At 28.9% G+C, this 26,172-nt stretch carries 22 protein-coding genes, 1 tRNA gene and 1 pseudogene; 2 read left to right on the top strand and 22 right to left on the bottom strand.

The window, feature by feature from the left end; translation table 11 throughout:
- Positions 1-41: 41 nt before the first annotated feature.
- Positions 42-117: transfer RNA gene (locus tag BN38_RS06600), tRNA-Lys, on the top strand.
- Between the two features lie 46 nt (positions 118-163).
- On the opposite strand, the gene BN38_RS06595 is transcribed toward BN38_RS06600, so the two are convergent.
- From BN38_RS06595 to BN38_RS06515, 18 genes and pseudogenes are all read right to left on the bottom strand, one after another.
- Positions 164-466, bottom strand: coding sequence for a DUF4298 domain-containing protein (locus BN38_RS06595; RefSeq protein ID WP_044566169.1), 303 nt, complete (start codon positions 464-466; stop codon positions 164-166).
- Between the two features lie 2 nt (positions 467-468).
- Positions 469-1,404 carry a serine hydrolase domain-containing protein gene (locus tag BN38_RS06590; RefSeq protein WP_044566168.1) on the bottom strand — a complete coding sequence of 312 codons (936 nt, stop codon included), beginning with the start codon at positions 1,402-1,404 and terminating at the stop codon, positions 469-471.
- Positions 1,405-1,408: 4 nt separating this feature from the next.
- Entirely contained in the window at positions 1,409-2,581 is a 1,173-nt protein-coding gene (locus BN38_RS06585) for an iron-containing alcohol dehydrogenase (protein ID WP_044566167.1), read from the bottom strand.
- A gap of 316 nt (positions 2,582-2,897) precedes the next feature.
- Positions 2,898-3,141 (bottom strand): annotated as a pseudogene (locus BN38_RS10930) (hypothetical protein).
- A 13-nt stretch (positions 3,142-3,154) separates the two neighbouring features.
- The gene (locus tag BN38_RS06580) at positions 3,155-5,656 is read right to left on the bottom strand and encodes an ABC transporter permease (protein WP_044566166.1); all 2,502 of its coding nucleotides are present in this window, start codon (positions 5,654-5,656) and stop codon (positions 3,155-3,157) included.
- Positions 5,619-6,296, bottom strand: a complete 678-nt coding sequence (locus tag BN38_RS06575; RefSeq protein ID WP_044566165.1) for an ABC transporter ATP-binding protein — start codon at positions 6,294-6,296, stop codon at positions 5,619-5,621. The genes BN38_RS06580 and BN38_RS06575 overlap by 38 nt, the downstream gene beginning before the upstream one ends.
- An 88-nt stretch (positions 6,297-6,384) precedes the next feature.
- The gene (locus BN38_RS06570; RefSeq protein ID WP_044566164.1) at positions 6,385-7,257 is read right to left on the bottom strand and encodes a sensor histidine kinase; all 873 of its coding nucleotides are present in this window, start codon (positions 7,255-7,257) and stop codon (positions 6,385-6,387) included.
- On the bottom strand, positions 7,245-7,898 hold the full coding sequence (locus BN38_RS06565; RefSeq protein WP_044566163.1) for a response regulator transcription factor: 654 nt from the start codon (positions 7,896-7,898) through the stop codon (positions 7,245-7,247). The genes BN38_RS06570 and BN38_RS06565 overlap by 13 nt, the downstream gene beginning before the upstream one ends.
- 617 nt (positions 7,899-8,515) lie before the next feature.
- Positions 8,516-9,256, bottom strand: a complete 741-nt coding sequence (locus BN38_RS06555) for a hypothetical protein (RefSeq protein WP_044566161.1) — start codon at positions 9,254-9,256, stop codon at positions 8,516-8,518.
- Positions 9,257-9,320: 64 nt separating this feature from the next.
- Positions 9,321-11,099 (bottom strand): recombinase family protein, encoded by a 1,779-nt coding sequence (locus tag BN38_RS06550; protein ID WP_044566160.1) that lies wholly within the window; start codon positions 11,097-11,099, stop codon positions 9,321-9,323.
- A 55-nt stretch (positions 11,100-11,154) separates the two neighbouring features.
- Positions 11,155-11,292 carry a hypothetical protein gene (locus BN38_RS11175; protein ID WP_195890886.1) on the bottom strand — a complete coding sequence of 46 codons (138 nt, stop codon included), beginning with the start codon at positions 11,290-11,292 and terminating at the stop codon, positions 11,155-11,157.
- A 305-nt stretch (positions 11,293-11,597) separates the two neighbouring features.
- Positions 11,598-13,334: an ABC transporter ATP-binding protein gene (locus BN38_RS06545; protein WP_044566159.1), complete on the bottom strand. Its 1,737-nt coding sequence runs from the start codon at positions 13,332-13,334 to the stop codon at positions 11,598-11,600.
- Positions 13,327-15,048, bottom strand: a complete 1,722-nt coding sequence (locus BN38_RS06540; protein WP_044566158.1) for an ABC transporter ATP-binding protein — start codon at positions 15,046-15,048, stop codon at positions 13,327-13,329. The genes BN38_RS06545 and BN38_RS06540 overlap by 8 nt, the downstream gene beginning before the upstream one ends.
- Complete coding sequence (locus BN38_RS06535; RefSeq protein ID WP_044566157.1) at positions 15,020-16,510, bottom strand: ABC transporter ATP-binding protein; 1,491 nt, start codon at positions 16,508-16,510, stop codon at positions 15,020-15,022. The genes BN38_RS06540 and BN38_RS06535 overlap by 29 nt, the downstream gene beginning before the upstream one ends.
- Position 16,511: 1 nt before the next feature.
- Positions 16,512-17,183, bottom strand: coding sequence for an energy-coupling factor transporter transmembrane component T (locus BN38_RS06530; protein ID WP_044566156.1), 672 nt, complete (start codon positions 17,181-17,183; stop codon positions 16,512-16,514).
- Positions 17,180-17,770 carry an MptD family putative ECF transporter S component gene (locus tag BN38_RS06525; protein WP_019115691.1) on the bottom strand — a complete coding sequence of 197 codons (591 nt, stop codon included), beginning with the start codon at positions 17,768-17,770 and terminating at the stop codon, positions 17,180-17,182. Before BN38_RS06525 ends, BN38_RS06530 begins: the two co-directional genes overlap by 4 nt.
- Positions 17,771-17,836: 66 nt before the next feature.
- Positions 17,837-18,814 (bottom strand): helix-turn-helix domain-containing protein, encoded by a 978-nt coding sequence (locus BN38_RS06520; protein WP_044566155.1) that lies wholly within the window; start codon positions 18,812-18,814, stop codon positions 17,837-17,839.
- A gap of 9 nt (positions 18,815-18,823) precedes the next feature.
- On the bottom strand, positions 18,824-19,408 hold the full coding sequence (locus tag BN38_RS06515) for a TetR/AcrR family transcriptional regulator (protein WP_044566154.1): 585 nt from the start codon (positions 19,406-19,408) through the stop codon (positions 18,824-18,826).
- 356 nt (positions 19,409-19,764) lie between these two features.
- Here BN38_RS06515 and BN38_RS06510 point away from each other — a divergent pair, with 356 nt between their 5' ends.
- Positions 19,765-20,106 (top strand): plasmid mobilization protein, encoded by a 342-nt coding sequence (locus BN38_RS06510; RefSeq protein WP_044566153.1) that lies wholly within the window; start codon positions 19,765-19,767, stop codon positions 20,104-20,106.
- Positions 20,107-20,427: 321 nt separating this feature from the next.
- Here BN38_RS06510 and BN38_RS06505 read toward each other — a convergent pair whose 3' ends face one another.
- The 4 genes from BN38_RS06505 to BN38_RS06490 form a co-directional block, all read right to left on the bottom strand.
- Positions 20,428-22,332, bottom strand: coding sequence for a UvrD-helicase domain-containing protein (locus BN38_RS06505; RefSeq protein WP_044566152.1), 1,905 nt, complete (start codon positions 22,330-22,332; stop codon positions 20,428-20,430).
- Complete coding sequence (locus tag BN38_RS06500; protein WP_044566151.1) at positions 22,320-24,386, bottom strand: ATP-dependent nuclease; 2,067 nt, start codon at positions 24,384-24,386, stop codon at positions 22,320-22,322. Before BN38_RS06500 ends, BN38_RS06505 begins: the two co-directional genes overlap by 13 nt.
- Before the next feature lie 75 nt (positions 24,387-24,461).
- Complete coding sequence (locus BN38_RS06495) at positions 24,462-25,298, bottom strand: nucleotidyl transferase AbiEii/AbiGii toxin family protein (protein ID WP_044566150.1); 837 nt, start codon at positions 25,296-25,298, stop codon at positions 24,462-24,464.
- A complete protein-coding gene (locus BN38_RS06490) occupies positions 25,295-25,882 on the bottom strand; it encodes a type IV toxin-antitoxin system AbiEi family antitoxin domain-containing protein (protein WP_044566149.1) in 588 nt (195 codons plus the stop codon). The genes BN38_RS06495 and BN38_RS06490 overlap by 4 nt, the downstream gene beginning before the upstream one ends.
- Between the last annotated feature and the right edge of the window lie 290 nt (positions 25,883-26,172).

Below are 26,172 nucleotides of genomic sequence, written 5' to 3'. Positions count from 1 at the left end.
CAAAACTATAATGGTGCTATATAATAGAAAAGTATTCTTCAGTGCCATTAGCTCAGTTGGTAGAGCACCTGACTCTTAATCAGGGTGTCCAGAGTTCGAGCCTCTGATGGCGCACCAATTTAAAAAATAGACCTTAGCCAAATCGCTAAGGTCTATTTTTTATTTATTTGTCTTGGATAATATCATTAGCAAGATCCAATAAATCTTTTGCCATAAAATAATTGTCACCTAGTAAATCGTAAATTGCATCTTCGGTAAGAATACCTTGTATAATGTCATCAGGTATCTCTCCCTTATTTGATGCTTCATAGTCTTTCATAAATTCTTCAGAATAATAATATTTTTCAAGTTTATTTAATTCTTCTTGATGATCTTTAAATTCTTCCAAAGCTTTACTTAGATTATCTAGTAATATTTTGTGGTCTTCATAAATTTTAGTGTATTCGTTAATATGTTTATAATCCATTTCTATCTCCTATCTTCGTATATAATATCAACTAATTTGTCAATATCTGATTTTATTTTGTAACTTTTGCTGTCTGATCCTGAATTTGTAGTTACAATGATCAAATCCATATCATTTAATATTACTATAAGCTGACCACCAGTTCCTGAGGCAAATACAACTCCTCTTTTAGATATCCATATACCATAACCATAGTAGTCTTCAGAGATATACTTTCTTTTGACCTCGTACATAGATTCATTGTATGGTTTTTGTATCAAGTCTATATAATTGCTATCTACTATTTGCAAATCATCATAGTAGCCATTGTTAATGATAAGCTTACCTATTTTTAACATATCATAGGCATTTAAGTTTATTTTTGTGGCGCCTGCAATATAGTTTCCAAATTTATCCCAAGATCTATTTTCTATTCCTAAAGGTTTTAATAATCTATCTTGAACAAAGTCAAATAGATCGTACTTTAAATACTCCTCCATAGTAATAGCTAATAGATAGTAGCCAGCATTTGAATATAGAAAGTGGGTCCCAGGCCTGTGATACAAAGGGTAATTTATGACATAATCAAATAGATCGTCATAATCACTTTCTCTTATATCTTTGCTGTATAAAATCAAGTCCCTGTATCCAGTTGTATGAGTGAGTAGGTGTTTAACTTTAATTTCCTTAAGATAAGCTAAATTCTTTTTATTTTCTAAATTCATCTTATTTTTAATAATAGGATATATATAACTTTCTAAGTTAAATTCTCCCCTACTTTCATTAATTAAAATACCACAAGCTAAGGATAAGACTGTCTTCGAGATTGATCTAACATCAAAAACTTTAACATTTACAAATTCTATAGTCTTATTATTTATATTGTCAAAAATTATTATGCTTTCTGCAGAATTACCCTTATTTACAATATCTCGGGCTAATTTTTCAATATCTATCATATAATTATAGGGCCATCTTATATATATTTAAAATGTCTTCTTCTTTAAGAAGTTTAAATCCATCTATTTGAGGTTTTGGCCTATTATTTACACAATTTTTAGCCATTATAGGGAGATCTTCTTCGCTAAATCCCTCAGATCTTAAGTTTTCTGGTATACCAATGGAAGTGAAGAATTCTCTTAGTGCCTCTATGGCTTTTTTTCCATCATCCAATGTAGAGCCTGTTTTTTCTATATTAAATACATTGTAACCAAATGTGGCGATTTTATCGCTTGTTTCATCATCCAAGCAATATTCTAGCCAATAAGGAGTAAGTATTGCAAGACCGACACCGTGAGTGATATCCCTTAGAGCAGAAAGTTCGTGTTCAATTGGGTGAACTGACCAAGCTGTTGATTTACCGGCATTTAATAGGCCATTAATAGCCCAGGTATTTGCCCAAATCAGGTTAGATCTAGCTTCATAATTTTCTGGTTCTTTAAGTGCTATTGGTCCATATTTAATACAAGTTTTTAAAATTGCTTCTGCAAATCTATCATCTATATATGCCCCATCATTTAAAGTAAAATAATTTTCCAAAGTATGGCTTATAATATCACAAGTACCTGCAGCAGTATGGTATTGGTTTACACTGTAAGTATATTCTGGATTTATTAGAGCAAATTTTGGTCTCGCATATTCAGAGCCCCAACCTAGTTTTTGTCCTGTTTCTTCGTTAGTGATTACGGAACTTGTATTCATTTCTGATCCAGTGGCTGCTAGGGTCAATATACTTCCTAGAGCTATACCATCGCTAGGTTTTTCTTTGCCAATAACTATATCCCAAGGATCAGCTGATGATTTTGCACCTACTGCTACAAGCTTGGCAGTATCAATAGTAGATCCACCACCGACAGCAAGGATAAAGTCAACATCATTGTCTTTGGCAATCTTAACACCTTCGCGAACTTTATCAATTCTAGGATTTGGAACTATGCCAGAAAGTTCAAAAACTTCTATTGAATTCTCATTAAATAGCTTAATAATATCATCATAAAGACCAATCTTTTTTATACTATTTCTTCCATAAACCAAAAGAACTCTACTTCCATATTTTTTAATTTCTTCTGGCAAATTTTTTAGTTGATCTTTGCCAAATAAAACTTTAGTTGGTATGTTAAAAATAAAATCGTACATAAAATCTCCTTTGCACATTATTCTTAGTTAATGTTTACCCAATATTTAGATTTATCTTTGATAAATTCAATATATTTTAAACATTTTTTATATAAATTTACTATAAGATACTTTTAATCTCTGATTATTAAACAAATTGCCTCCACAAGGCTTGAGTGGTCAATATCGATAAAATTTCATACTTCTCAAAAAACTCGTAAGTGCTATTATGTCAATCAATAAACATCTTATAAGTATTATATCATTTTAAATCTAAGAAAAAACAGCCCATAAAAGAGCTGTTTAAATTATTATTTTCTTGTTCTAGTCGCATTATTTATATTAGATGACCTACAAGACGTAATAAGATTAACAGAATGTTTAAAACTGCAAACAACCTGTCCTTTTCCTTTAGTCCAAATATTAAACCTATTGTCCAATAATTGGGCAGACAAACATGGATGTGGGTCCAGTTGGTCTTGGCTTGTATAGCCTTGAAATATGTCTAATGGAAGCAGATAAGAAATCACAAATATTACAAGATCAAGTAGAAATATATTTTTGCTTGAATTCGCTTTCATAAAGTCTCATCCATTATTCTAAGCTCCTAATCCTATCTACAAGGCCGTTTTGGCTATGCTTTTCATAAAACCTACCTGTAAATATTATCCCAATAATTATATTTACTAAGTTTACAAGTATAAGTGGCAGAATTATAAATTTATAGGAAGTCCACTTAGTTTGTTCCATAAAATCTATCAAGATGTATTTATCTACAAGAAGCATAATGATGAAAGAAAATACTAAACCACATAAAGAATAAATCAAATTCTTTTTCACCAAATATTTTTTGATATTCTTCTTTGTCATGCCAATTGCTTCAAGGATTGATAAGTTAACCATATTTCTCAAAATTTCAGTAGCAATAACATTTATAAAATTCAGTACAGAAATTAAAAACAATACAATAGATAAACTATAACCCACAAACTCTATAAGATTTTTAAAATCTATAAAGGACTTTATTTGAATATCTCTTGAATCATAGGAAAAGCCTGGATCATTTTCAAAAGATTTTAATAACTTATCAAAATTTTCCTTTTCACTATCTTCTACATCAAATCCATAGGACATTATACTTTTATCTCCTATGAGTTCTTTGTACTCATTTGGATTCATATAAATATATTCCAAACCTAAAGTAGGACTTAACTCATTGTTTTTATCTTCCTTAACAACAGGAAAGTATCTAAGACCATTTGAAAAATTATGCTCAACTTTGCCCATAACTTGGACTTCTTTAATTTTATTATTTACATTTATCCTTATCTTATCACCGATTTTATAGTCAGAATCATTTCTTATTTTTTCGCCTATAATAACATAATTTCCAGTTTGCCATTTATCTTTATCAAAATCTCCATCTGTAATCTTGTATTTGTTTATTAGATAGTCATCTATTCCAAATAGAATTGGGGCAAATTTATTGTCTTCTATTTTTATATCTGGATATGTGTACTCATAACCGTATGAATATAAGGCTCCTCCACTTTTAAATCCTTTATGGTTTTCTATTTCATCAATATACTTTTCATTAATACCGTCTTCACTTCCTGAGTACATATATCTGAAATATTTTGGGCTTGCTATATTATAATCCGTTACGATTATATCAGAAATCCCTTTTTCAAGATCAATATTACCAGTATAAGTTAAAACACTGTTCAAAATAACAGCAGATAAACTCATAGAAAGAATTATCGATATAAATCTAAATTTATTGGAAAATACTTGCCTTCTAGCGAGCTTACCTAAAGAAATATCCTCGCTTTTATATTTCTTTTTTATCTGGATTTCGTTGTATCTGCTGGCATCTATTGGAGAAACTTTTGCTGCATGCCTTGCGGGCTTCATAACTGATAGAAATACTGTAAGCAAAGTAAATGCTGTTGAAAATAAGATAATTAAAATTATTACTGTGGGTGATAATTTTACATCCGTTAACATCTCATTATTTGCAAATATTTTATTTAAAATAATTTTTCCGATAGAAATTCCTACTATATCTCCAACTATTATTGATGGAAGTGCTACTGCTAAAGACTCAAAATGAATAAGCTTTTTGATTTGTGACCTTGTCATTCCAATTGTTTTTAAAAGTCCCAGAAGTTTAATATCTTCATTTACGGATATCTTGAAAATATTATTTATTATTAAGTATCCTGCGACCATTACCAAAATTAAAAAAGCTAAGTATGGTAGAAATGTATTAAAATCAAAACTACTATCGCCAGATAAAAGATATGCAAAGTTAACGCCAATCCTTATTTCCTTGTCGGATAAATTTCCAGGATTATCTACCACTTTATAACCATTTCTCTCTGCAATTTTTAAAAGCTTATCCCCTATATTAAAAGAATTATTTAACATTACTCCCAAATCGCTATTATTTTTTGGAATCGATAATTTATCTACATAAGCTTTTGATAAATAGATTTGACCTACACCGACATTGGAGTCAATAGGATTTTGAAAAGTCCCCGATATAATAAATTTATCACTTTTATTTTCGATAATCTCTCCTGTGTAAGCTTTTTCTATTTTAAAAGGAACTTCTATTTCTTCTCCTATTTCATCCTTATGACCTAATTTATTAGCAGTTGATATATCTATAAATACTTCATTTTCTTTTTCTGGAAACTTTCCCTTAACTTTTTCTATTAGAGACCATTCAAATCCTTTTTTATCCATATAAGATAGTTCTGCCATAACTTTTTCATCGTCAAGGGTCCCAACTTTCTTTCTTATTGAAAAATCCTTTATATCCTTATCATGAGTTAATATATCTATATCTTCATCAGAAATATCTTTAAAAGAACCATGACTTACTGTACCAATAGTTTTCATCGTTTGGGTTTCCATACTTTTCCCTAAGCCAAAGCCTACAAAAAACAGACTTGTAAATAGTATAGAAGTCAAGGCAATGGCTAATAAGATAATATTTCTCCTGCTTTTATTCGCATTTAAAATATTTTTTGCTAGACTCCTTATATAAACTTTATTTTTGACTTTCATTATTTCCCACCAGCCTTCCATCTTCTATCCTTAGAGTTTTTTCTGCAGCTTGAGCGACAGCATCATCGTGAGTAATCATAAGAATAGTATTTCCAAGCTCTTTATTAATCTTTTTTAGTAAGTAAACAACTTGGGAAGAAGATTTTGAATCTAAATTTCCTGTAGGTTCGTCAGCTAGAATTAAAGATGGTTTGGTAACTAAGGCTCTTGCTATGGCAACTCTTTGTTGTTGTCCACCTGATAATTCATTTGGCATTTTATATTTTTGATCGCTTATCTCAAGTATATCTATTACAGAATCAACATATTTTTTATCTACCGTATCTCCATCTAGACCAAAGGGAATAATTATATTCTCATACACATTTAGCATTGGTAAAAGATTATATGCTTGAAAGACAAAACCAATATTTCTTCTCCTGAAAATAGTCCTCTCATCATCTTTTAAAGCATAAATGTCAATTTCATCAATCAAAACCTTCCCGCTTGTAGGATAATCAAGTCCACCTAGTAAATGTAATAGGGTTGATTTACCAGATCCGCTTGCTCCGATTATAGAAATAAATTCCCCTTTTTCTACATCAAAAGATACTCCGTCAAGAGCTCTTACTTCTACATCATTTGTTTTATAATATCTTTTTAAATTTTCTACTTTTAACATATCTATCACCTCTTTACATCTAATATAACATTCATATCTTACAAAGTACTTACAAGACTTCTTACAGTTTTGTAAGAAAAAAGACTTCTCACAAGGGGAAGTCTACTGAAAATTTTATTTTATTTTCATCCTTTGATGCTCTTATATTTCCGTCATGTTTTTCTATAATTTCTCTAGCTATAAAGAGACCCAGACCCAAACCGTCTTTGGAAACTGAATTTTTTCCTCTATAAAATCTTTCAAATATCTTTGGCAAATTTTCTTCTGACAAGTCTTGGCACTCATTTTCTATGTCTAAATTATAGTTTAGGTAAGATTTATAAACTGAAATAATAATAGTAGAACCATTGGGAGAGTATTTTATAGCATTATCTACCAGATTATGAATGGCTTCTTTAAGCCATCTTTCGTCTAAATTAAAAATTAAGTCTTCGTCATTTAAATTTATGCTTATACATTTTTCATCTAATATTACTTTAAATTCTCTCAAAACATCTTTTACTAAGTCTTTTAAATTTGCCGATGTTTTTTGTAAAGCAATAATATCAGATTCGAGCCTAGAAGATTTTACTAGGTTTTGTATTAAAAATTCTAGTTTATTAAGCTCATACTTTATAATTTCAATATACTCATCTTTGGGCTCGTCTTCTAAAAGACTAATGTATAAAGAAAGATTGGTTATTGGTGTCTTTGTTTGGTGTGATATATCTGCTATTAAATCTCTTGTTTTATTTTTTTCAGCATTTATTTTCGCTTCTTTTACTTGATTTGCATACAAAAATTTAATGAGTTTTGATTTTATTTTAGATAGTTCTTTTTCATCAAATTCTGTAATTTCTAAATTTCCATCCAAAGCCTTGTCAATATAGTCTGAAAGTTCACGCATTTCATTTTTCAAGATTATATATTTATATAAAAGAATTCCAATTATAAGAACTAAAATGCCTACTAAAAATGCCATTTATATCCAACTCCAAAGACTGTTTCTATTGGGTCATAGGGTTTTAATTTATTTCTGATTCTAGAAATATTGACACTCAGTGTATTTTGATCAATAAATTCATCATCTATTCCCCAAACAAAATCAAATAACAATTCTTTAGTAAGAACTTGAGACTTGTTTATTATTAGGTAGTATAAAATTTTTGTCTCTGTCCTTGTGAGATCTATGTTATTATTATCTACATAGAAGATATTTTCATTGAAATTAAAGTCTAAACCATCTTTCTTATAAAGATTTAAATCACTAGAAACTATTTTTTCAAAAGCTCTTTTTATCTTTGCTTCTAGGATTCCTAAAGAAAAAGGTTTTGTTAGATAGTCATCTGCCCCTAAATTTATGGCTGAAATGATATATGCTTCAAGATCTATGGCAGATAAAACTATAATAGGAATTGATGAAGTTTCTCTGGTATATTTTATTATTTCAAGACCATCTCCATCGGGAAGATTCATATCAAGTAAAATCAAATCCGCATCATCAATAAAATTTTTAGCTTCACTAATTGTGCTTACAGATAAAACCTCATAATTATTATTTAAAGCTATGGAAAGTCCTTTATTTAAATTTTTATCATCTTCAATTATTAATATCTTTTTCAATGAAATATTCTCCATATAATACCAATCTTAATTATAGCAAACTTTAATTATTTTTATTAAAATTTAACCTTTTAAAGATTTAAATAATCCAATATAAAATATTTTTATAACATAACTACTTTTATTTATTAGTTTTCTAATACATCAATAATTACTATATTTATCTATCGAATTACTCTATTCAATTTAAGCGTTTTATACTGCATAGCAAAATAAATTTAAAACTCTGTAATAGATGCAAAACTACCAAAAGGATTAATTATTGAGAACTTAAATTATGAAATATGGCCTGGATACTTTTATAAATAAATTATTTATTATGCATTTCGTTATTTATTAGTAATATTATCTATAAAATTAAATGAAATCATATATTAAATCACAATTATCCATAAACCATTCGTATCAAGATGTTGGATTATTTTTCACTAATCTATGCTCACTTTCATATTCAATAAATCTAATCAAAACAATACGTACATTTAAAATTATATCGTCATAATAATCCATATGAATCTCATTAAAATCCCACCAGGAACTTTTAGCAGGGTGAGCGCCATATTCGCATCTTAAATCATATATTAAATCTAGATATCTAATATTTAAATCGTTAATATTTAAAATACTTTTAATATATCTATGCATAATTTTTCTTTTTTTGTCGGTAAACTTTCTCTTATTTTTATAGATTGAATTATTATATCAATACAATTATCTAAACATATGATTGCCTCTTCTTCAAATAAGTTACTTATTAGTCCTAGAGACTTAGAATAATAAAAGATTGCTCTATTTACATAAGGATCAAGTGCGTTTATTTTGCTCATTATATAAATAAACATTTTGTAATTCCTATTATGCTTAGTATTATTTATACCAATACTATTAGTAAATTTCTTATAATCTTCATCTACGTTGTAGTGACCGTATCTAAACATTGATTGTCCCATAAATGAGCTGGATACTCCATATACTAGCGCTAATGCTCCAATGACGTTAATTATATAACTTCTATGCACATATTGACTCGAAAAATACATATAATTCGATATAAGTTCTGAAGTATATTTATTAGATGATATATTTCTCCATCCTTTAGACCAATCAGGTGATACTAACCCTACTATGAGTTCGTTTTCAAAAAAATCATATTTACAAGATATGTCTTCTGAAATATAATTGAATCCTATTGTTTCATCACAGCTTAAATCTCTAATCATTATAAGTTTATTACCTTCCATATCTTTTAATATTAAAGGTATTTTATTTAAAGAATTTTTAAGATTCTGTGTATTAAAATTACTATTTTGATTTATTACATCATTTATAAATTTATTTTTAAATTCTAAAAAGCACATTATCACCTCAATATCTATAACTAATATAATTATAGTTAGTTCTAGATTTTATTTATATAATATTTCACGTGATATCAATGCAATAGCCTCCACATGCGTTGTATTTTGCTTGGGAACATAATTTTTTATCCTCGTCATTCTTGTAGGAACACAATTTATTAATGTCATTGTCTTTGGCATTTTTTCTTTTATCTTTAAAGTTATTAGAATCTTGACTATCTTTAACTCCTGTTTTGAAATAGAATGTTAAGTCATATGGATGAACTGTTCCGTCTTTGTCAATTCTTCCAACCACAACTTTATCAACTATGCTTTCAAATACTGTTCTGTTAAATTCCTCTATAATTTCTCTATTCTCTAACACCTTTTTAAATTTCTTTAATCTTTCTTTAATAGAGTTTTCATCTTTTATCGTTAGTTCCAATGTTTTCTTTTCATCAAGTAATTCTTCTTTTTGTTTTGTTAGTTTTTTATACTTTTTAGCATAAACTTCTTCGTCTATACTATCTTCTAAATGCAGATCAACTAACTTTCTTTCTTGACTAATGATTCTGTTTAATTGGTTTTCTAACTTTTTCAAATCTTTGACTAAAGTATTATCATTTATTTCTTCTTCTACAATTTTTAAAAAGTCATCTATTACTGTTGAATCTGCATGGCATAATTGCCTATAACTTTCAACAAAAGCTTTTTCTATTGCTGCTTCTTGTATTCCTTTTGAATGAGGGCAATATTTTTTACCTTTTTTTGTTGACCTTACACATTGCCAGTTAATTTTTTTATAAATTGAACTAGTGTGCCATGTTCTTCTTGAAAGTATTTCACCACAAAATCCACATTCCAGCATACTTGAAAAAGCGTATTGTCTTGATAGTTTTTCTCTTTTTCTATCCTTGTTAGCTATAGTGTTTCTGTTTTGTGCTCTCCTAAGTCTAATCTCCTGTGCCTTTTCAAAATCTTCTTTTGATATAATTGGCTCGTGATGATTTTCAATGTGGTATTTATCAGATTCACCAAAGTTTGCTAGTCTTCTTTTTGTTATGGGATCAACTGTAAAAGTTTTTCCCATTAGTATGTCGCCAATATACTTTTCATTTTTAATTATTCCTAGCACTGTAGTATCAGACCATTTTGTTTTACCTCTAGGGGTGAGATATCCTTGTTCTTCTAGTTCCCTACCAATGACCGAACCACCATTGCCTTCTAAATATCTTTTAAAGATATATCTAACAATCTTAGCTTCTTCTTCATTTATAGAGACACTTTTTGTTATAGGGTCATAGTCGTATCCAAGGCAACCTTGAAAACCAATAAGCTCCCCTTTTTCCATTTTCATTTTCAGTCCTTTTTTTACATGGGCTGAGGTATTTTCTACTTCTTGTTGAGCTACTGAACTTAATATTGTTAATAGTAACTCTCCATCCATTGTCAAAGTATCTATATTTTCTTCTTCAAATACTACACCAACATTGTTTTCCTTTAATAGTCTTACATACTTTAAGGTATCTAATGTATTTCTAGCAAATCTTGATATAGATTTAGTAATTATCATGTCTATATATCCATTTTGGCAATCACTTATTAGTCTCATGAAATCTGCTCTTTTAGTAGCAGTTGTTCCTGTTGTTGCTTCATCTGCATATATACCAGCCAAAGTCCAATTCTTATTATTTTTTATTAGATTTGCGTAATAATCAACTTGCGATTTATATGATTCAAGTTGGTCTCTACTATCAGTGCTAACTCGACAATATGCTGCAACTCGTTTTAATTCTAAATCTAGTGCATTTCTATTTCTTGCTCCTGTATTTGAAGCTTTTATTAATTTTACTTTAGTATTCATTTTACCCCCTTCCCATTTTGTATCTTTCTACAGTGTTATTATATCACAAGAACAATTACTTTCTATCCATCTTCTTATAATCATTTTCTAATCTATTTTTAATTTTTGTATATTCCTTATCATTAATTAATTTAAGATCATAAAGTCTACATAACATAGCAACTCTCATACTATAAATCTTTATTGCTTGCATTTTAACCTCCTATATAAGTTGATTTTTTTTACCTTGATAAGTGGATTAAATCTGAAATGTGCTAATTCCACATAAGCAACTTCAAGAATATTGGCACTTCAAAGTATTTTTGTTTTTATAGCAAGATGACAAAATACCCCTCACCTTATAAAGTGAAATTTGCCCTCTCTGGTAACCAAAATTTTTATTTTTTTAGTATTTTGAGTTTTAATGATTAATTTGAACATAAAAAGAGGACTTATGCTATTAGGCATAAATCCTCTAATCTAAATTTTCCTGTTCAAAGACTTTAATATTTCTTTCCATCAATTATTTAATTTCCATGATTCTGCCTTAGCTTTTGCATTGATAAGGTCAGAATAAAGTCCATTATTTTTAATCAGTTCTTCGTGATTTCCACGTTCTACTATTTCCCCATCTTTTAAGACTAAAATCTGGTCAGCATTTCTTATTGTCTTTAGTCTATGGGCAATCATTATTACCGTCTTATTTTTTGTTAATGATTCTATTGCTTCTTTTAATTTATCTTCATTTTCTGGATCTATACTTGCTGTGGCTTCATCAAAGATTATGATGTCCGCATCTTTTAGCATGGCTCTTGCTATGGATATTCTTTGTTTTTCTCCTCCAGAAAGGCTTGCTCCACCTTCTCCGATAATAGTATTATATCCATCTGGGAGATTTTCTATAAATTCATGGCACCTTGCCTTCTTTGCAGCTTCTACAACTTCTTCATGGCTTGCGTTTTGTTTTCCAAATTTTATATTGTTTTCAATTGTATCCTCAAATAGATATACATCTTGAAATACCATGGAAATAGAATTCATTAGATTTTCTATCTTATAATTTTTAATATTTTCTCCACCTATTAAAATTTCACCAGAATTTACATCCCAAAATCTCGCTATTAGATTACAAAATGTTGTTTTACCAGATCCAGATGGACCAACTATGGCAGTCATAGTATTTTCTTTTATCTCTGCTGATACATTTTTTAAAATTGGTCTGTCATCATAAGAAAAGCTAACATTTTTAAAGACTATATTGTGATTTTTTATAGGCTCTGTAATACTTCCTTCTCTTATATCAGGCATAGAGTCGATAAAACCTAAAGAATCTATAGCATTTTCGCAAGCTCTTAGGATTGCCATGTTTGATCCTGCCCCGATTAAGCCTTCAAAGATAATAAAGGATGCCATAATCATAAGAATTGTTTCAGCAAGTGGAAGTTCACCAGATAAATTTAATTTTAATGATACATAGACCATAGCTACTGTTGTTATTCCCATTACAATTCTTTGGATAACTGTGTAAGGTGCTACAGATATTTCTAAATCTAAAAGTATATTTGATGTATCTTTTATAGACTTTCTTAAAGCCCTGTTATTTTCTCCACCAAGATTATAGGATTTTATAACCTGCATTCCTTGTAAAGTTGCTAATACTTCTTTTGTAAGTCTTGTTTGTGTTTCTGTCATTTTGTCTGCATTAGCTGATGATTTTTTCTCCATCATTGATGTAACGATGAAAAATACTACCACACCTGCTACAGCAACCAGTCCTACCTTTATGTTAAAAATTAAAGTTCCAAGGACAAAGACTAAAGTATTTAAAACTCCACCAAGTACAAGAACCAAAAGCATAGGCACCCACATTTCTGCTTGGGAAAGTGAAGATGTAGCAATAGTAGTTAATCTTCCTAGTGAAAAGCTTGAAAAGAAACCCATAGGAACTCTTTTTATTTTTTCTCCTATTTCTATCCTCTTATGAGCTGCCATAAAATATCCAGCGTGTGTTTGTGCCATTTGTGATGATTTTTGTGTCATTATCTTTCCAACAAGGGATATAACTAATATTCCAAGACAAACAAAGATAGCCTTATCGTCTAAAGTTTTAGAAAATATATTTACTAGCATATAGTAAATTGCACCAAACTCAAGGGCATTAAATACTGCGTGCAAAAATCCAGCGAGAATAGATTTCTTAATATATACCTGTTCTTCTTTTGAAAAATTCCATATCTTTTTAAATACATTAAGCATTTTCATCACCCCTTAAATTTGCAGCATACATTTCCTTATAAAGTTCTGATGACTTTAATAGTTCTTCATGAGTACCATAAGAATTTAATTTGCCATCTTTAATAACAAATATCCTATCTACATCAACAATTGTCTTTAACCTATGAGCGATTATGATTAAAGTTTTACCCTTAACTAGATTTGCCAAGGCGTTTTGTATGAGAGCTTCATTTTCAGGATCTATATAAGAAGTTGCTTCATCTAAAATTACGATTGGTGCATTCTTTAGCATGGCACGAGCAATAGATATTCTTTGTCTTTCTCCTCCAGACAGATGACCTCCACCTTCACCAACTCTTGTATCATAACCATTAGATAGATTCATAATAAAATCATGGCAGGCAGATTTTTTACATACCTCTATGATTTCTTCGTCAGAGGCATTCTTATTTCCAAGCCTAATATTTTCCTTTATAGTCATATCAAAAAGAAAATTATCTTGGGATACGAAAGAAATTAATGAAGACAAGTTTTCGAGAGACACATCCTTTGTTTCTACTCCACCGATTTTAATAGAACCTCTATCTACATTCCAAAAACCAGCAATAAGTTTTGCTATTGTTGACTTGCCTGATCCCGAAGGTCCAACGAGGGCTGAAACAGAAGATTCTTTTATTTCCATAGAAAGATTATCAATGACTTTCTTTTCTCCATCGTAAGAAAAGTCTACGTCTTGAAGTTCTATATTATAGGATTCTATTTTTTCTCCCTTGTCAATATTTTCTAACTCTCTTGAGTCTAAAATCTTTCCTATTTCAGAAGTTATAGTTGATATTCTTGACATATCATCCATATAGTTCATGATTTTTAAAATACTAGAAACTGTAGCAAAGGATAAGACGATTAAGGTAATTAAATTTCCTAAATCAATACTTCCATTTATATAAAATAAAATCCCAAAGGGTATGATTGTAATAATTCCCATAGGAGAAAGTAATCTACCTATGGCAACCCTATTCATAGATTCACCCATCCAGTTATAATAAAAGCTTGCATTATCATAAACTGCATCAGCATATTTTTTATAAGATGATTCGCTTTGATTAAATGTCTTTATTACTTCTATTCCATTTATATACTCAACAATGGAATTATTCATATGTTGACCAATGGCAACTGACTTTCCAAACATTTCTTTATAATGAGCATTCATAACAGACATCATGGTAGCCATTCCCACCACAAATGGAATTAGTGATAATAAAGTTAAACGCCAATCTAATGTAAACATGTAAATAAACAATAGAATAGGTCCTACTAAATTTGCAGTAAATTCTGGCACTAAGTGGGCAAGGGATGTTTCCATAGAATCAACTTGCTCAACAATTATATTTTTAAATTCCCCTGAAGATCTTGAAAGAACATCTCCCAGTGGCATCTTAAATATTTTTTTGGAAATATCATTTCTAATTTCTCCTAATGAATTAAAGGTTGCTGTATGAGAAATACTTGTTGATATTCCTGCTGCCACTTCTTTAATAACAAATGTTATTAAAATATTTATGCATAGTGGAGTATATAAACTCATATCATTTGCACCATTAATTAAGTTTACAACAATTTTTGCCATGTATATATAGGAAAAAAAACCTGCCACCACTCCCACTATCGCAAGTAGGACGGATGCAAAATATGATCCTTTTCTTTTACTTACATATTGTTTTATTAAATCCATCAAATCCCCTCCTAAATATTAAATTTTTTCCCATTAATATAGCTAATATTTTTTCTTTATCCTCCTTTGTAGAAAATTCCTCAAAAGAGTATCCGTCTAAATAAAGAATTTTATTGCAGGAATTACACAAAAATTCATAATCATGGGAAATTATAAGTATAATTTTTTCTTTTTCTTGTAATTTCTTCATTCTTTCTGAAATAATTTGCATATTATGTCCATCTAAACCACTTGTTGGCTCATCAAATAAATAAACATCTCTTTCTAAAAGTTCTGCTGAAGCGATAGTTAATCTTTGTTTTTGTCCGCCTGACATGATTTGTGGATGGATGTCTTTTATATTTTCTAAGTTAAAATCAGCTAATATTTTATCTGTATCTGCATCTTTATTATTTAGTTTTAACTCGTCTTCTGCTGAAACTTCAAAAAGATTACTATCAGGATTATTTGACAGGTAGTATATTCTTTTTTGCCTATTTCTTTTGTTTAATTTTTCTCCATTTATAGATATAAAACCACTATCTTTTTTCATAAGTCCACTTAAAATTTTAAACAGAGTAGATTTGCCTATGCCATTATCCCCAATAATTCCATAAATATTTCCACTTTTAAATTCGTAGGTCAAATCTTTTATAAGGACATTCTTATTATAGGAAAAAGAAATTTTTTCTAAGTTCATAGAATTTATCTCTTTTAACTTATTTATCTTAGGAGATATTTTATTTAAAGAAAAGAATCTTAATCCTAACTTATTGAAAAAATCTTCACTTTTTGATAATAGTTCTTCCTCTGTAAAAACATTGCTAATTTCCCCATTTTCAAGATAATAATATTTATCCACTACTCCTCTAAGGTAGTATAGCCTATGCTCTGAAATGATTATTGTCTTTTTATTTTTCTTTAATAAAAGCATAAGTTTTCTTAAAGCTTCTACACTTTTCATATCTAGGTTAGCAGACGGTTCATCAAAAACATAAATAGGTGGATTAAGTGCATTTATTGAAGCAATTGCTATTTTTTGTCTTTCTCCACTTGAAAGATGAAATAAGTTTTTATCTTTTAAATCTTCTCCATTAATAGATTTTAAGGAATTATTGATTATTTCATCTATTTTTTCTCTTTCTATCCCATAATTTTCAAGCCCGAAGGCAATTTCATCTTCTACATTTTCTGCAAAAAATTGACTCTTGGGATTTTGAAAAATAGATCCTACTTTCCTCCCTATTTCATATAATTCTTTTTCCAGGGGATTTATTCCATCTATGGAAATTTCTCCCTTTAATTTCCCTCCATAAAATTTATAAGCAAGACCATTTATAAGTCTTGTAAGGGTAGTTTTACCACAACCACTCGCCCCTATAAAGGCAACACATTCCCCATCATTAATTTCCAAATTAATATTTTTTAAGATGTTTGCTGAATCTTTACTGTAGGCAAAGCTTACATTTTTTAACTTGATCATCTTAATAACTCCTCTCCAGGAAAATCATGCTCATTGTGATAAAGATGGTGATTAAACAAACAATAACATCAAGATTTCTAAATTTTATTTCTCTTCTTGAGCTATGTTTTCCAGATGCAGAAATTCCTCTTACTTCCGATGCGGCGGCAAGTTCTTCAGCTATTTTTGAAGATGAAAACATTATAGGAACAAATAAATATTCCATCGTTAAAAATGGTTTTTTAATAGAAATTAATCCTCTCAATCTCAACGAGTCGATAATTTCTTTAAACTCACTTTTAACTACTGGGAAAAATCTCATCATGAAAATAAGTGGCAAAGCAACATTTCTATGAATTTTCATTTTTTTCATTATTGCCATTATCTCTCCTAGAGGTGTTTTTAAAATTGGTATTACTGATAGAACTATAACTAATGTTCTTATAACCATAAACAGAAACATATCTGGAATCAAAATGCCAAAACCTTCACCATTTGAGACAAATCTCAAAAAACTTAAAACACCCATTGCAATAATTAGTTTTATAGTAGATTTGCTATATCCTTGCAGTGATACATAAATAACTAGAATGGCGGCTAATAAAAAAAGTACAGTATCTTTGGACAATACTGAAACCAAAAATACTGTACTTAAAAATACTACTAATTTGGAACGTAAGTCCAAATGCATCATTTTATTATGCCTGTCTTTTTAAAATGCTTTTCTGTCATCTTATTTCCTAAATAGCAACCAATAATTGCCGCCACAATTGTACATGCTAAAGAAATAAGAATCCATTTAGGATTTGTATAATACTGAGTTTGTATTTGAACTTGTTCGGGAGATACGCCAGACTTAATGAAGGCATCTTTAAAAAACCATATTTCGCTCATACCATGAGCCGCTCTAGTTAATGATGTAATTATCCAAGCAATAGTAATTCTTTTTATATTCCTATAGCTATCTGTACCAATCATAGATAACTCTGCAATTATCCCGCCACCTACAAACCATGGAATCATAAAAGGACCCATAAAGACAGTTGCTAATATAGCTTGTATAATGTTATAAATTAGTGCAACTCCTGGTTTACCTACTTTCATAGCCATATAAACAAAAAATGGTCCTAAAATTAGTGCAGTAAACACAGCATTAAAAATCATATTAAAAAATAATGATGCTCCTGTAATCATTGAAAAAGCAATGAATACAACAATCATGATTGCAGAAAAGATTCCTATGGTTGCTAAATCTTTTATAGTTAATTTTTTGCTTTCCATAATTCAACCTCCTTAGTTGATAGCTGTTATCATTCTATAATAGACTAAGCTTATTTTCTTGACTATTTAGACTAAATGTGCTGTTTTAGATATTTTTCTATATTCTGAAGGAGTGAGATTAAACTTATTTTTAAAAGTATTTGAAAATTTAGCATGATCTGTGAAACCTACCCTAATAGCAATTTCCGTAATTGAAATTGATGTATTATTCAAAAAATCAGCTGCTACCTCCAATCTTTTACTTGTTATAGCTTCCTTAATTGTTTGCCCAAAAACACTCTTATAGCAAGATTTCATTGTGGTAGTATTTATCTTAAAGATTTCTGATAGTTTATCATAAGTTATATTTTTTTCGTAATTATTCTTTATAAATTCATCTATTTTCTTTACAATATCAACATTTGTCTTAATAAAATATTTCCTATCGCTTATCTTGTTACTGGTATCAAGGCTTGAAATATATAGGAAAAGTTCTTGAAATTTTACCCTTAGATATTCAATTAGAATTTCATCTGGAACTTTATAAACTTCATAAAAAATATGTTCAATATGCCGAGTAGCTCTTTGTACAAAAATTTTGTCCTTATTGCATAATTTTCTTAAAACAACTTCAAATTTAATCCCTAACATTTCCTCTAAAAAATATATTTCGCTATCAAATTCTTTTGGATTAATATAAAAAGTCACACCATGATAATGAGATATAGGAAAAAAAGATTCCTCAGAGCTGTTACTACTTGCATTGATTGCAAAATCTCCCGATTCCATATAAGTAATAGTTCCATCGCTTAACACACATTCAAATCTTCCTTCTCTACAATGATTAATCTCATAGCTTTGATTTAAATTTTTTGATAATTTTTTCTTTATGACAGAAGTGTGTATATCATTATAAAAAACTGTTACCCCTTTGAAAATTTCGTACTTCGAAACTATATACTTCCCATTTTCCAAATTATAAAATTCGCAAATTCTCCCTTTAGAATTTTCTATTATTTTTTCTAAATTTCTTCCATAAAGATGGCACATTAACTCCTTACCCATAAAAATCTCCTAATTAATGAGTTTTTCTCTCAAATAACCTTCCAACATCTTTTTGATTGTTTTTTTATTTTCAATAAAAATTTCTTTTTGATTTAAACTTTCATATCCTAAAATCAGAGTATTTACAAAGGTCACTAAAAACTCATCTTCAAAAATAGATGAGAGCTTATCGTTTGGATCAAATGCAGACGATAAAATTTCTGTGTTTGTTTCTTTTAAATTTTCAAACATTTCACACAATCTTTTATCTTCATTTTGTAGTTTCAAAAAAATTGCATAGATGCTTTTAAATTCATTTTCATCATAAATTCTTTCCATCATCATCTCAGTAATTGCGTCTAAAGTCGTTAACTTAGATGTGTCGATAGTTTTGCTTTTTTCTCCTCTATATTTGATGCCTAATTTCATAAAATCATAAATCATTTCGTAGGTTGATCCATAATGATAGTAAACACCACCTTTACTTAAACTTACTTTTTCTATAACATCTTCCATAGTTGTATTTTGGAAACCCTTTTCTAAGAAACATTTTTTTGCAGCTTCCAGAATTTCTAACTTCCTTTTTTCTCCAACTTTCAATTTTTTATCATTCAAAACTTTATCTCCTGTCAATAAATAATTCCGACGCTATCGTCAGTTTTATTGTAGCTCATTTGATAATTAATTTCAATACATGGATTATTTTAAATTTTAGTAATCTTATTTAAGATATTTGCTTGAACGCCCTTTATACTTCTTTATTAATTTCTTTAAATGCGGTATAATTAATAGAACTTAATAAACGCTTAACGCTTAACGCTTATAACTTTAATAGCAAGCACAGTAAGTGTACGGACACTTACGAAAAAATTAATGGAGCAGACCTTTACGGAATGCTCTATTTTTTTTAATTTTTACCTTGTTAGGGAGAACCCTAAGACCCCGAAATATCTTTTATAAAGGAGAATAAAATGGCAAATAGATTTAGAAATGAAAGAATAGAAATAAAACTAACTAAAGAAGAAAAAGAAGTTTTTGAAAACAAAATGAAACTTGCAAATTGTAAAACAATGTCCCACTTTCTTAGAAAGTGCGTATTAGAAAAAGAAATTTATGTAGTAGATTTAGAACCATTTAGAAACCTACAATGGCTACTTTCAAATGCAACAAATAATATAAACCAGATTGCAAAAGCTACTAATACAACTGGTGTTATTTACAAGAATGAAATCGAATCAATGAATAAACAGATAGAAAAATTATCAAGAGAAATATGGCAGATCCATTCCCTACTTCTTAATAAATCAAAATGAAATTTATTATATAAGTCAAAATTTAATTTATAAATACATTAAATACCAGATGAGAAATTCTACATTTTTAATAAAAACTAGGTACATCAAATACTGCATTTTTCATGAATATAATCAAGTTTTTATTTTTCAAATCAATCTACATGATTTGAAAAGTATCTTTCCGAACTTAAATATAGTATTCTAGTAAATACAATAAAAAAAGAATACCCTCATGCAAGAGTATTCTTAAAATAAAAATAGTAATTATCTTTTTTCATTCTATAGAATAATATTAAAAAGCAGCATAAAACATAAGTAGAAATAGTGCCTACTTTTCAATTAAATCGAAGAGAGATCTATAACATTTTCTTCTCCAAAATACTCTTTAGCTTTTTCTAATATGTCAGAATCATCAGTAGGCATATATATTATTAAATTCTTTTTTGCTCTTGTTATACATACATAAAATAATTTTTTTGTACGTTTCTGAACATTAGAGTTCGGAGATCCTTTCCCAAATAATGTTCTAAAGTCATATTTATTCCAATCAGACTCTAATACAAGCAATACATTGTCATATTCACTACCTTTAACACTATGTTGAGTACAAATTGGTGAAAATTCTTTTAAATATAAAACGCTTTTTCTATATTGATTAAATGTTATCTTTTTTATTCTCTCCCATAAATAAAACCCTTTATTTGAAATATAATCACTAAACAATTCATCTTCTTTGAGTAACCCTTTTACTTCCGCAAATTTTAATACATTTTCTATCGTTTGATTATCTTCACTTACAAGATAATCAATTGCTTGCTTAAGGCAAATCTTATCATTTCTATTATGAATAGAAAATTTTGTTATTCGTAGAAAATCATTAAATCTATTAGCCTCATATAATTCAATAATCTCCTCTAATATATCTAATCTGCGTAAAATCCTATCTCTATAAGAATTAGCTTCATATCTACCACTCATTCCATTTAATTTATATGACATGAGTGATTCCTTAGTGATTCTACATTTTTCGTAAGCTTCTTCCCATGACATATCTTCTAAAACACTATATATTGACTGATAAATTTCATTTCCGTTAATTTGATCTAACAGCTCCACTTTGTTATATGTCGGTTTTACCTCTAACGCTATTTCTCCCAAAGTCTTATTACAGTCTAAATTTCCCTTATCAATTTTTTTCTTTATCCCACTTATAAGCTTAGTTATCAAATCAGCATTATATAGATCATATAAGTCTTTAAAGCCAGTCATTTCAGCATTATATTTATGTGTTAGCCTTAACTCTTTTGTTTGTTTTCCATCAGAAAAATCCCAAGATTCAAAAATATTCTTCCCCTTTACACTTATAAAATCATTTATTTCAGTTCCATATAAAAATTTAATACTACCTTCTCTAATAGTACCATTTTCCATATTAGGTGCATTTATATCTTCTGAAGGTCTTTGCTCAATATCATCATCTCTAAACTTATTGGCTACTTCGATTACAACTCTTGGATTTCTTCGGTTTTGCGTCTTTACTATTTTAGTTAAATTATATTGATTTAAATTACCAACTCCGTCGTCATATATAGACTGCATTGAATCTCCAAAAAAACCAATTACATTTTTCTTATCGCTTTGCTCAAGATGCTTTAGTAAAATATCAGCAACTAAAGGACTTGTATCCTGATATTCATCAACAAAAATACAATCTGCAATATCCTTTAAAATGTCCGCTATTTTTTTATATTTCCCAAACATTTTCTCTGCAACAATCAAAATGTGATCATGGCTGATTTTCACTATATTTTCATCATTTGGCGTTACAGAATAATACTCGTCATAATCAACATAAAGATTTTCGAAATATTCTTCAGAAATTAAATCCTCAGAAAAATCTTTTGGCTTTTTAAAGTTCTTTTCATTATCATCGTTAATAAGCTCAACTAAAATATTTTTTATTTCATTCTGATATTTTCTGATAAGAGCCCATATAAACTCATGTATTGTTGAAACCCAAATATTCTCATTTTCTATTCTTGATAAAATTTCGGCAACTGCATTATTTGTATATGTAATGCATACTATCTTAATATCTGGAAATTCCTCTGTGAGTGCATTTATTAAGGAAATTAAGGAGTATGTTTTTCCACTTCCTGCTCCACCTTCTAAAATAAAATTTTCACCATTTTTTATACATTGAAGAGCTTCTAATACTTCTTTTTCCAATGTTAGCGTATCCATAATAAGCCCTCCTCAATATAATGTGGAACTGCCCATTTTTCATCTTCTTCTCCATTCTCATCATCAAAATACAATAAGCTTGATGCAAATGCCGATTTCTTTTTCACATTATTTAAAGCAAAATTATAATAATCACCATTATCTATTTCATCATTCGAAAAATCTTTTAAAGCTCCGTACTCACAAAGACCTTCTTTATTCTTTAATATAAAGTCTTTATTTAACGCTATAAATGCATCTTCAAAACTACTTACTTGGTACCCACCATCAGTTTCCGGTATTTGATAAGCTATTCTTATATTATTTTTAATTTTATCCTCAGGTGTTTTTTTTAAAAGTTCCTCAAATTCATTATTTGACTCATCAAGACAAGTATCTTTGAAAAAATCTTTTATCGAAGCGTTGCTTGTATACTTTGCTTCCTGAGGGTGAGATTTTACATATCTCCCATTGTTATTTTTAGTAGCGGCATCTATATCTGTGATTATTAAAACCTTAATACCTAAAAACTCAAATAATGGAATAAAGATATGTGAATGCGCTCCAACTTCTATTATAGAAATATTCTGTGATAATAGTGGTATAAGATTTGCTTTTGGCTTTTCTTTATTGTCAATCTTATGCATCATCATTGGCATTAAAATTCGTTCAGTATCTCCTTCTATACAAATAGCTTTATCAGTAAAGAAAAGTTCACTTCTATTCATTGTCAGATATTGTTTTACAAACTTAAATCCTTTCTGTTCATCTCCGCCATACTCTTCTTTTAAAGAATTAAAACTCTTAGCTATAACCGTATTTCCGTTTTTCTTCAAATATATAATGTCATCAAAGTTACATTCAGAAACTATATGTGATGAATGCGAAGTAATTAAAACCTGCAACTGCTTATTCTTTTCTTTCAACAACTTATTTCTATGTGCTTTGATATGAGATTTAATATTCCTTATAAATATATACTGTAACTGAGGGTGTGTATGTGCTTCAGGTTCTTCAATATATAAAAGATTTATATCTGCTGGTTGTTCAAACAATTCTTGTATATTGGTTTCAATCTCAAATAAAATACCAATTAAATTCAAATACCCCAACCCATTATATGTTTCTGGAAGCGAACAATCTCCCCCTTGTCTATAACTTAAGTTTGTATTATCTGACAATAAATTTTTCTCTGAAATAGATGACTCTATTGCTATATCAATTCCATTTTCTGCGCCACCATAAGTTTTAATAACATCTATAACATCACTAAAAATACCATCAATAGGTTCTTCACCTTCACTTTTTTCTCCATTGTAAATCTTATATAATTCTTTATCGGCTTCCTCCAATTTTTCTTCAAGTCTTGTAAATACCGATTCACTTTCATCTTTTGCAGCTTTATAAGAACTGAAATATTTACCAGTTAAACCTGATAAAACATGATTACGATCATCATTAGAAACCGCTCGATCAGCTCTTATTCCTGCCACTTTAATGACTTTTTGAATATCTTTATTATCAATTTCTTCTGATCTATCTTGCGTTATTTCGTTTGCTTCAACATCAAACCCTCTTGAATATTTTTTCGTTTCAAAGAAGTTTCCAAAATTCTTACTCATAAATTTGGAAAATGATTTAAAATCTTCAATATTTTTTTCACTCATAATGTTTTTTAATTCTATGATTTTTTTTGCAGCTATTAACGAAATAAATTCTAAAACTATTATGTTATTATCTGGATTTAAGTCCATCATGAATTTTTGAATATTCTTATATGAATCATTATCATTATACTCAATAAATAATTGCATATTAATAGTTTCTAATAATTGAACTTCATCCAGCTTTGTTATATCAAAACCAATTATTTTTTTATAAAGATCTTTCTGGCATTCTAAATTTATATCTTCCCAAAATAATTTAGATGAATTTAGCATTTTATCTAAAACAATAATGGATGACGTTTTTCCACAATTATTTTTACCTATAACTAGCGACAATTCATCTTTAAAATTTAACTCAAAATTTTTTAATAATCTAAAGTTTTTGACTTTCATCTTTTTTAAAATCATTTTAATACTCCTTTTTACCTTCTACATCAAACTTTTTTTTATATTTATTTTCCTAAAATCCTTTGTCTACTTACATCAACTTGTTGTTTCCGAGACAATTCTCACTACATCAACAACTTTATCAAAGGTCAGATCTTCAATATACTTATTTTCACTGAGATATACATCCCACAAGGATCTTAGGTATGAATCTTCTTTTATGTCCTCGATTATTTCCTCATAGTCTTGCATTTCCTCCTCACTTCCTCTTTTGTCAGAAGTTCTTTCTATTGCTTCTTTTAAAATTTTATAATCTATATCATCTTTTTTTAGTTTGTAGAGGGTGTATAGGTCGTAGAAGTCTCTCATTCGTGTTGTTGTTATATTTCTTCTGATTATGGTTTCATATTTTTCAGCTAAAATTGTTTCTAATGGATATGCCATTATTTTTATATCTTCTTGGCTAAAGATACAGGGATAAGTATATTCTATTTCCCTTGGCGTTATTGCATCTCCTGTTGTTAGGTCTAGTTTCATCGGGTTTTTGGTCTTTCCAACATTTGCTATTAGTGATATTCTAAAGTTCTCGTACTCGTCCTCTTCCCTAATATAACTAATGTCTTTTATTTCAAATCTTATTCCATCATCGACATCTATATTTATAATTTCATCTACGATTTCTTTTATTTTTTCTTCTTTTAGGGGTATGCCTTTTATGGTTGTGTCCATATCCATAGTTGTTCTATTTTCAATTCCAATTAAGGAAGATATTAGGAATCCTCCTTTTATTACAAAATTATTTTTGTAATTTGATTTGGATAGCCTTTCTAAAAATCTTTCGAAGAAATATATTTGCAGAACTTCTTGCGACTTTAGATTTTTCTTCTCTGCCATGCTTCTTATCTTGCCCTTTATACTCTCAATATTAATCACGATAATACCTCCATGTATTTTCTAATTTCATTTTCTATTTTAAATAATCTACTGTATTTTATGAGTCGTCTTAGATTTTTATTTTGTGATTTAAAGTATCTTTTTATGGCTTCTGTAAAAATTTGCTTATCTATTTTTTCTCTGTCTATTATGATATCGCAAATTGTTCGATCTATATCGTAAACTGGAATAAGGTTGCCTTGTGGTGATTTTATTTCTGTCTTTCCTATTTCGTATAAGTCTTTTTTTACATAGTGAACTTGCAGGTCTTCGTATCTATTTTTGATATGGCTTGCATTATAGCCTTGGGGCACAGATATATGAAATACATTTGGAGTTCTATCTGATAGGTCGTGGAGATAGAGGGCTGTTTGATGGGAAAATATAATTCGATTACTATTTGATGATATTAAAACAAAATCGTCTATTACTTTTCCTTTTAATTGATATAGTCCCGGTCTTAATCTTTCTAATTGTCCGCTCTTTGTTAATTCCGATAGATTATGCCTGGTATATCCAAGGTCTTCCGCTTCTTTGTTGGTTATTACTAAATTTTCTTGTATATATTCTTTAAGTGTATTCATAGTCCGCCTCCTCTCGTTTACGCTTTTATTATATCTTATAAAAGCGAATATGTAAAGTTGCTTATGAGTTTTCCATTTTTTGAAAAAGGATGTAACGAAATATTACTACCTTTAATAAAAAAGAGCAGCCTTTTAAGCTACTCTTGTAGAAAGTACAAAATGGGTTAATTATATTTTTTGTGTTTCCTCATACTAGTCTCAAAACTACTCTTACATCCATGTAGTTTTTTTGAGTCTTTTTGACGTATCCTTCTTCATCTTTATCAAAGACAAAATGCTTATAAAACTGC

The organism is Anaerococcus provencensis (genome assembly GCF_000312365.2).
GTDB classification, from domain to species: Bacteria; Bacillota; Clostridia; order Tissierellales; family Peptoniphilaceae; genus Anaerococcus; species Anaerococcus provencensis.
This window is presented reverse-complemented; position numbering and strand designations above follow the sequence as displayed.

What these genes read in the sequence shown, in the direction of transcription:
- BN38_RS06595 (WP_044566169.1), bottom strand. Translation starts at nt 466, where the DNA reads ATGGATTATAAACATATTAACGAATACACTAAAATTTATGAAGACCAC.
- BN38_RS06590 (WP_044566168.1), bottom strand. Translation starts at nt 1,404, where the DNA reads ATGATAGATATTGAAAAATTAGCCCGAGATATTGTAAATAAGGGTAAT.
- BN38_RS06585 (WP_044566167.1), bottom strand. Translation starts at nt 2,581, where the DNA reads ATGTACGATTTTATTTTTAACATACCAACTAAAGTTTTATTTGGCAAA.
- BN38_RS06580 (WP_044566166.1), bottom strand. Translation starts at nt 5,656, where the DNA reads ATGGAAGGCTGGTGGGAAATAATGAAAGTCAAAAATAAAGTTTATATA.
- BN38_RS06575 (WP_044566165.1), bottom strand. Translation starts at nt 6,296, where the DNA reads ATGTTAAAAGTAGAAAATTTAAAAAGATATTATAAAACAAATGATGTA.
- BN38_RS06570 (WP_044566164.1), bottom strand. Translation starts at nt 7,257, where the DNA reads ATGGCATTTTTAGTAGGCATTTTAGTTCTTATAATTGGAATTCTTTTA.
- BN38_RS06555 (WP_044566161.1), bottom strand. Translation starts at nt 9,256, where the DNA reads ATGTGCTTTTTAGAATTTAAAAATAAATTTATAAATGATGTAATAAAT.
- BN38_RS06550 (WP_044566160.1), bottom strand. Translation starts at nt 11,099, where the DNA reads ATGAATACTAAAGTAAAATTAATAAAAGCTTCAAATACAGGAGCAAGA.
- BN38_RS11175 (WP_195890886.1), bottom strand. Translation starts at nt 11,292, where the DNA reads ATGCAAGCAATAAAGATTTATAGTATGAGAGTTGCTATGTTATGTAGA.
- BN38_RS06545 (WP_044566159.1), bottom strand. Translation starts at nt 13,334, where the DNA reads ATGCTTAATGTATTTAAAAAGATATGGAATTTTTCAAAAGAAGAACAG.
- BN38_RS06540 (WP_044566158.1), bottom strand. Translation starts at nt 15,048, where the DNA reads ATGGATTTAATAAAACAATATGTAAGTAAAAGAAAAGGATCATATTTT.
- BN38_RS06535 (WP_044566157.1), bottom strand. Translation starts at nt 16,510, where the DNA reads ATGATCAAGTTAAAAAATGTAAGCTTTGCCTACAGTAAAGATTCAGCA.
- BN38_RS06530 (WP_044566156.1), bottom strand. Translation starts at nt 17,183, where the DNA reads ATGATGCATTTGGACTTACGTTCCAAATTAGTAGTATTTTTAAGTACA.
- BN38_RS06525 (WP_019115691.1), bottom strand. Translation starts at nt 17,770, where the DNA reads ATGGAAAGCAAAAAATTAACTATAAAAGATTTAGCAACCATAGGAATC.
- BN38_RS06520 (WP_044566155.1), bottom strand. Translation starts at nt 18,814, where the DNA reads ATGGGTAAGGAGTTAATGTGCCATCTTTATGGAAGAAATTTAGAAAAA.
- BN38_RS06510 (WP_044566153.1), top strand. Translation starts at nt 19,765, where the DNA reads ATGGCAAATAGATTTAGAAATGAAAGAATAGAAATAAAACTAACTAAA.
- BN38_RS06505 (WP_044566152.1), bottom strand. Translation starts at nt 22,332, where the DNA reads ATGGATACGCTAACATTGGAAAAAGAAGTATTAGAAGCTCTTCAATGT.
- BN38_RS06500 (WP_044566151.1), bottom strand. Translation starts at nt 24,386, where the DNA reads ATGATTTTAAAAAAGATGAAAGTCAAAAACTTTAGATTATTAAAAAAT.
- BN38_RS06490 (WP_044566149.1), bottom strand. Translation starts at nt 25,882, where the DNA reads ATGAATACACTTAAAGAATATATACAAGAAAATTTAGTAATAACCAAC.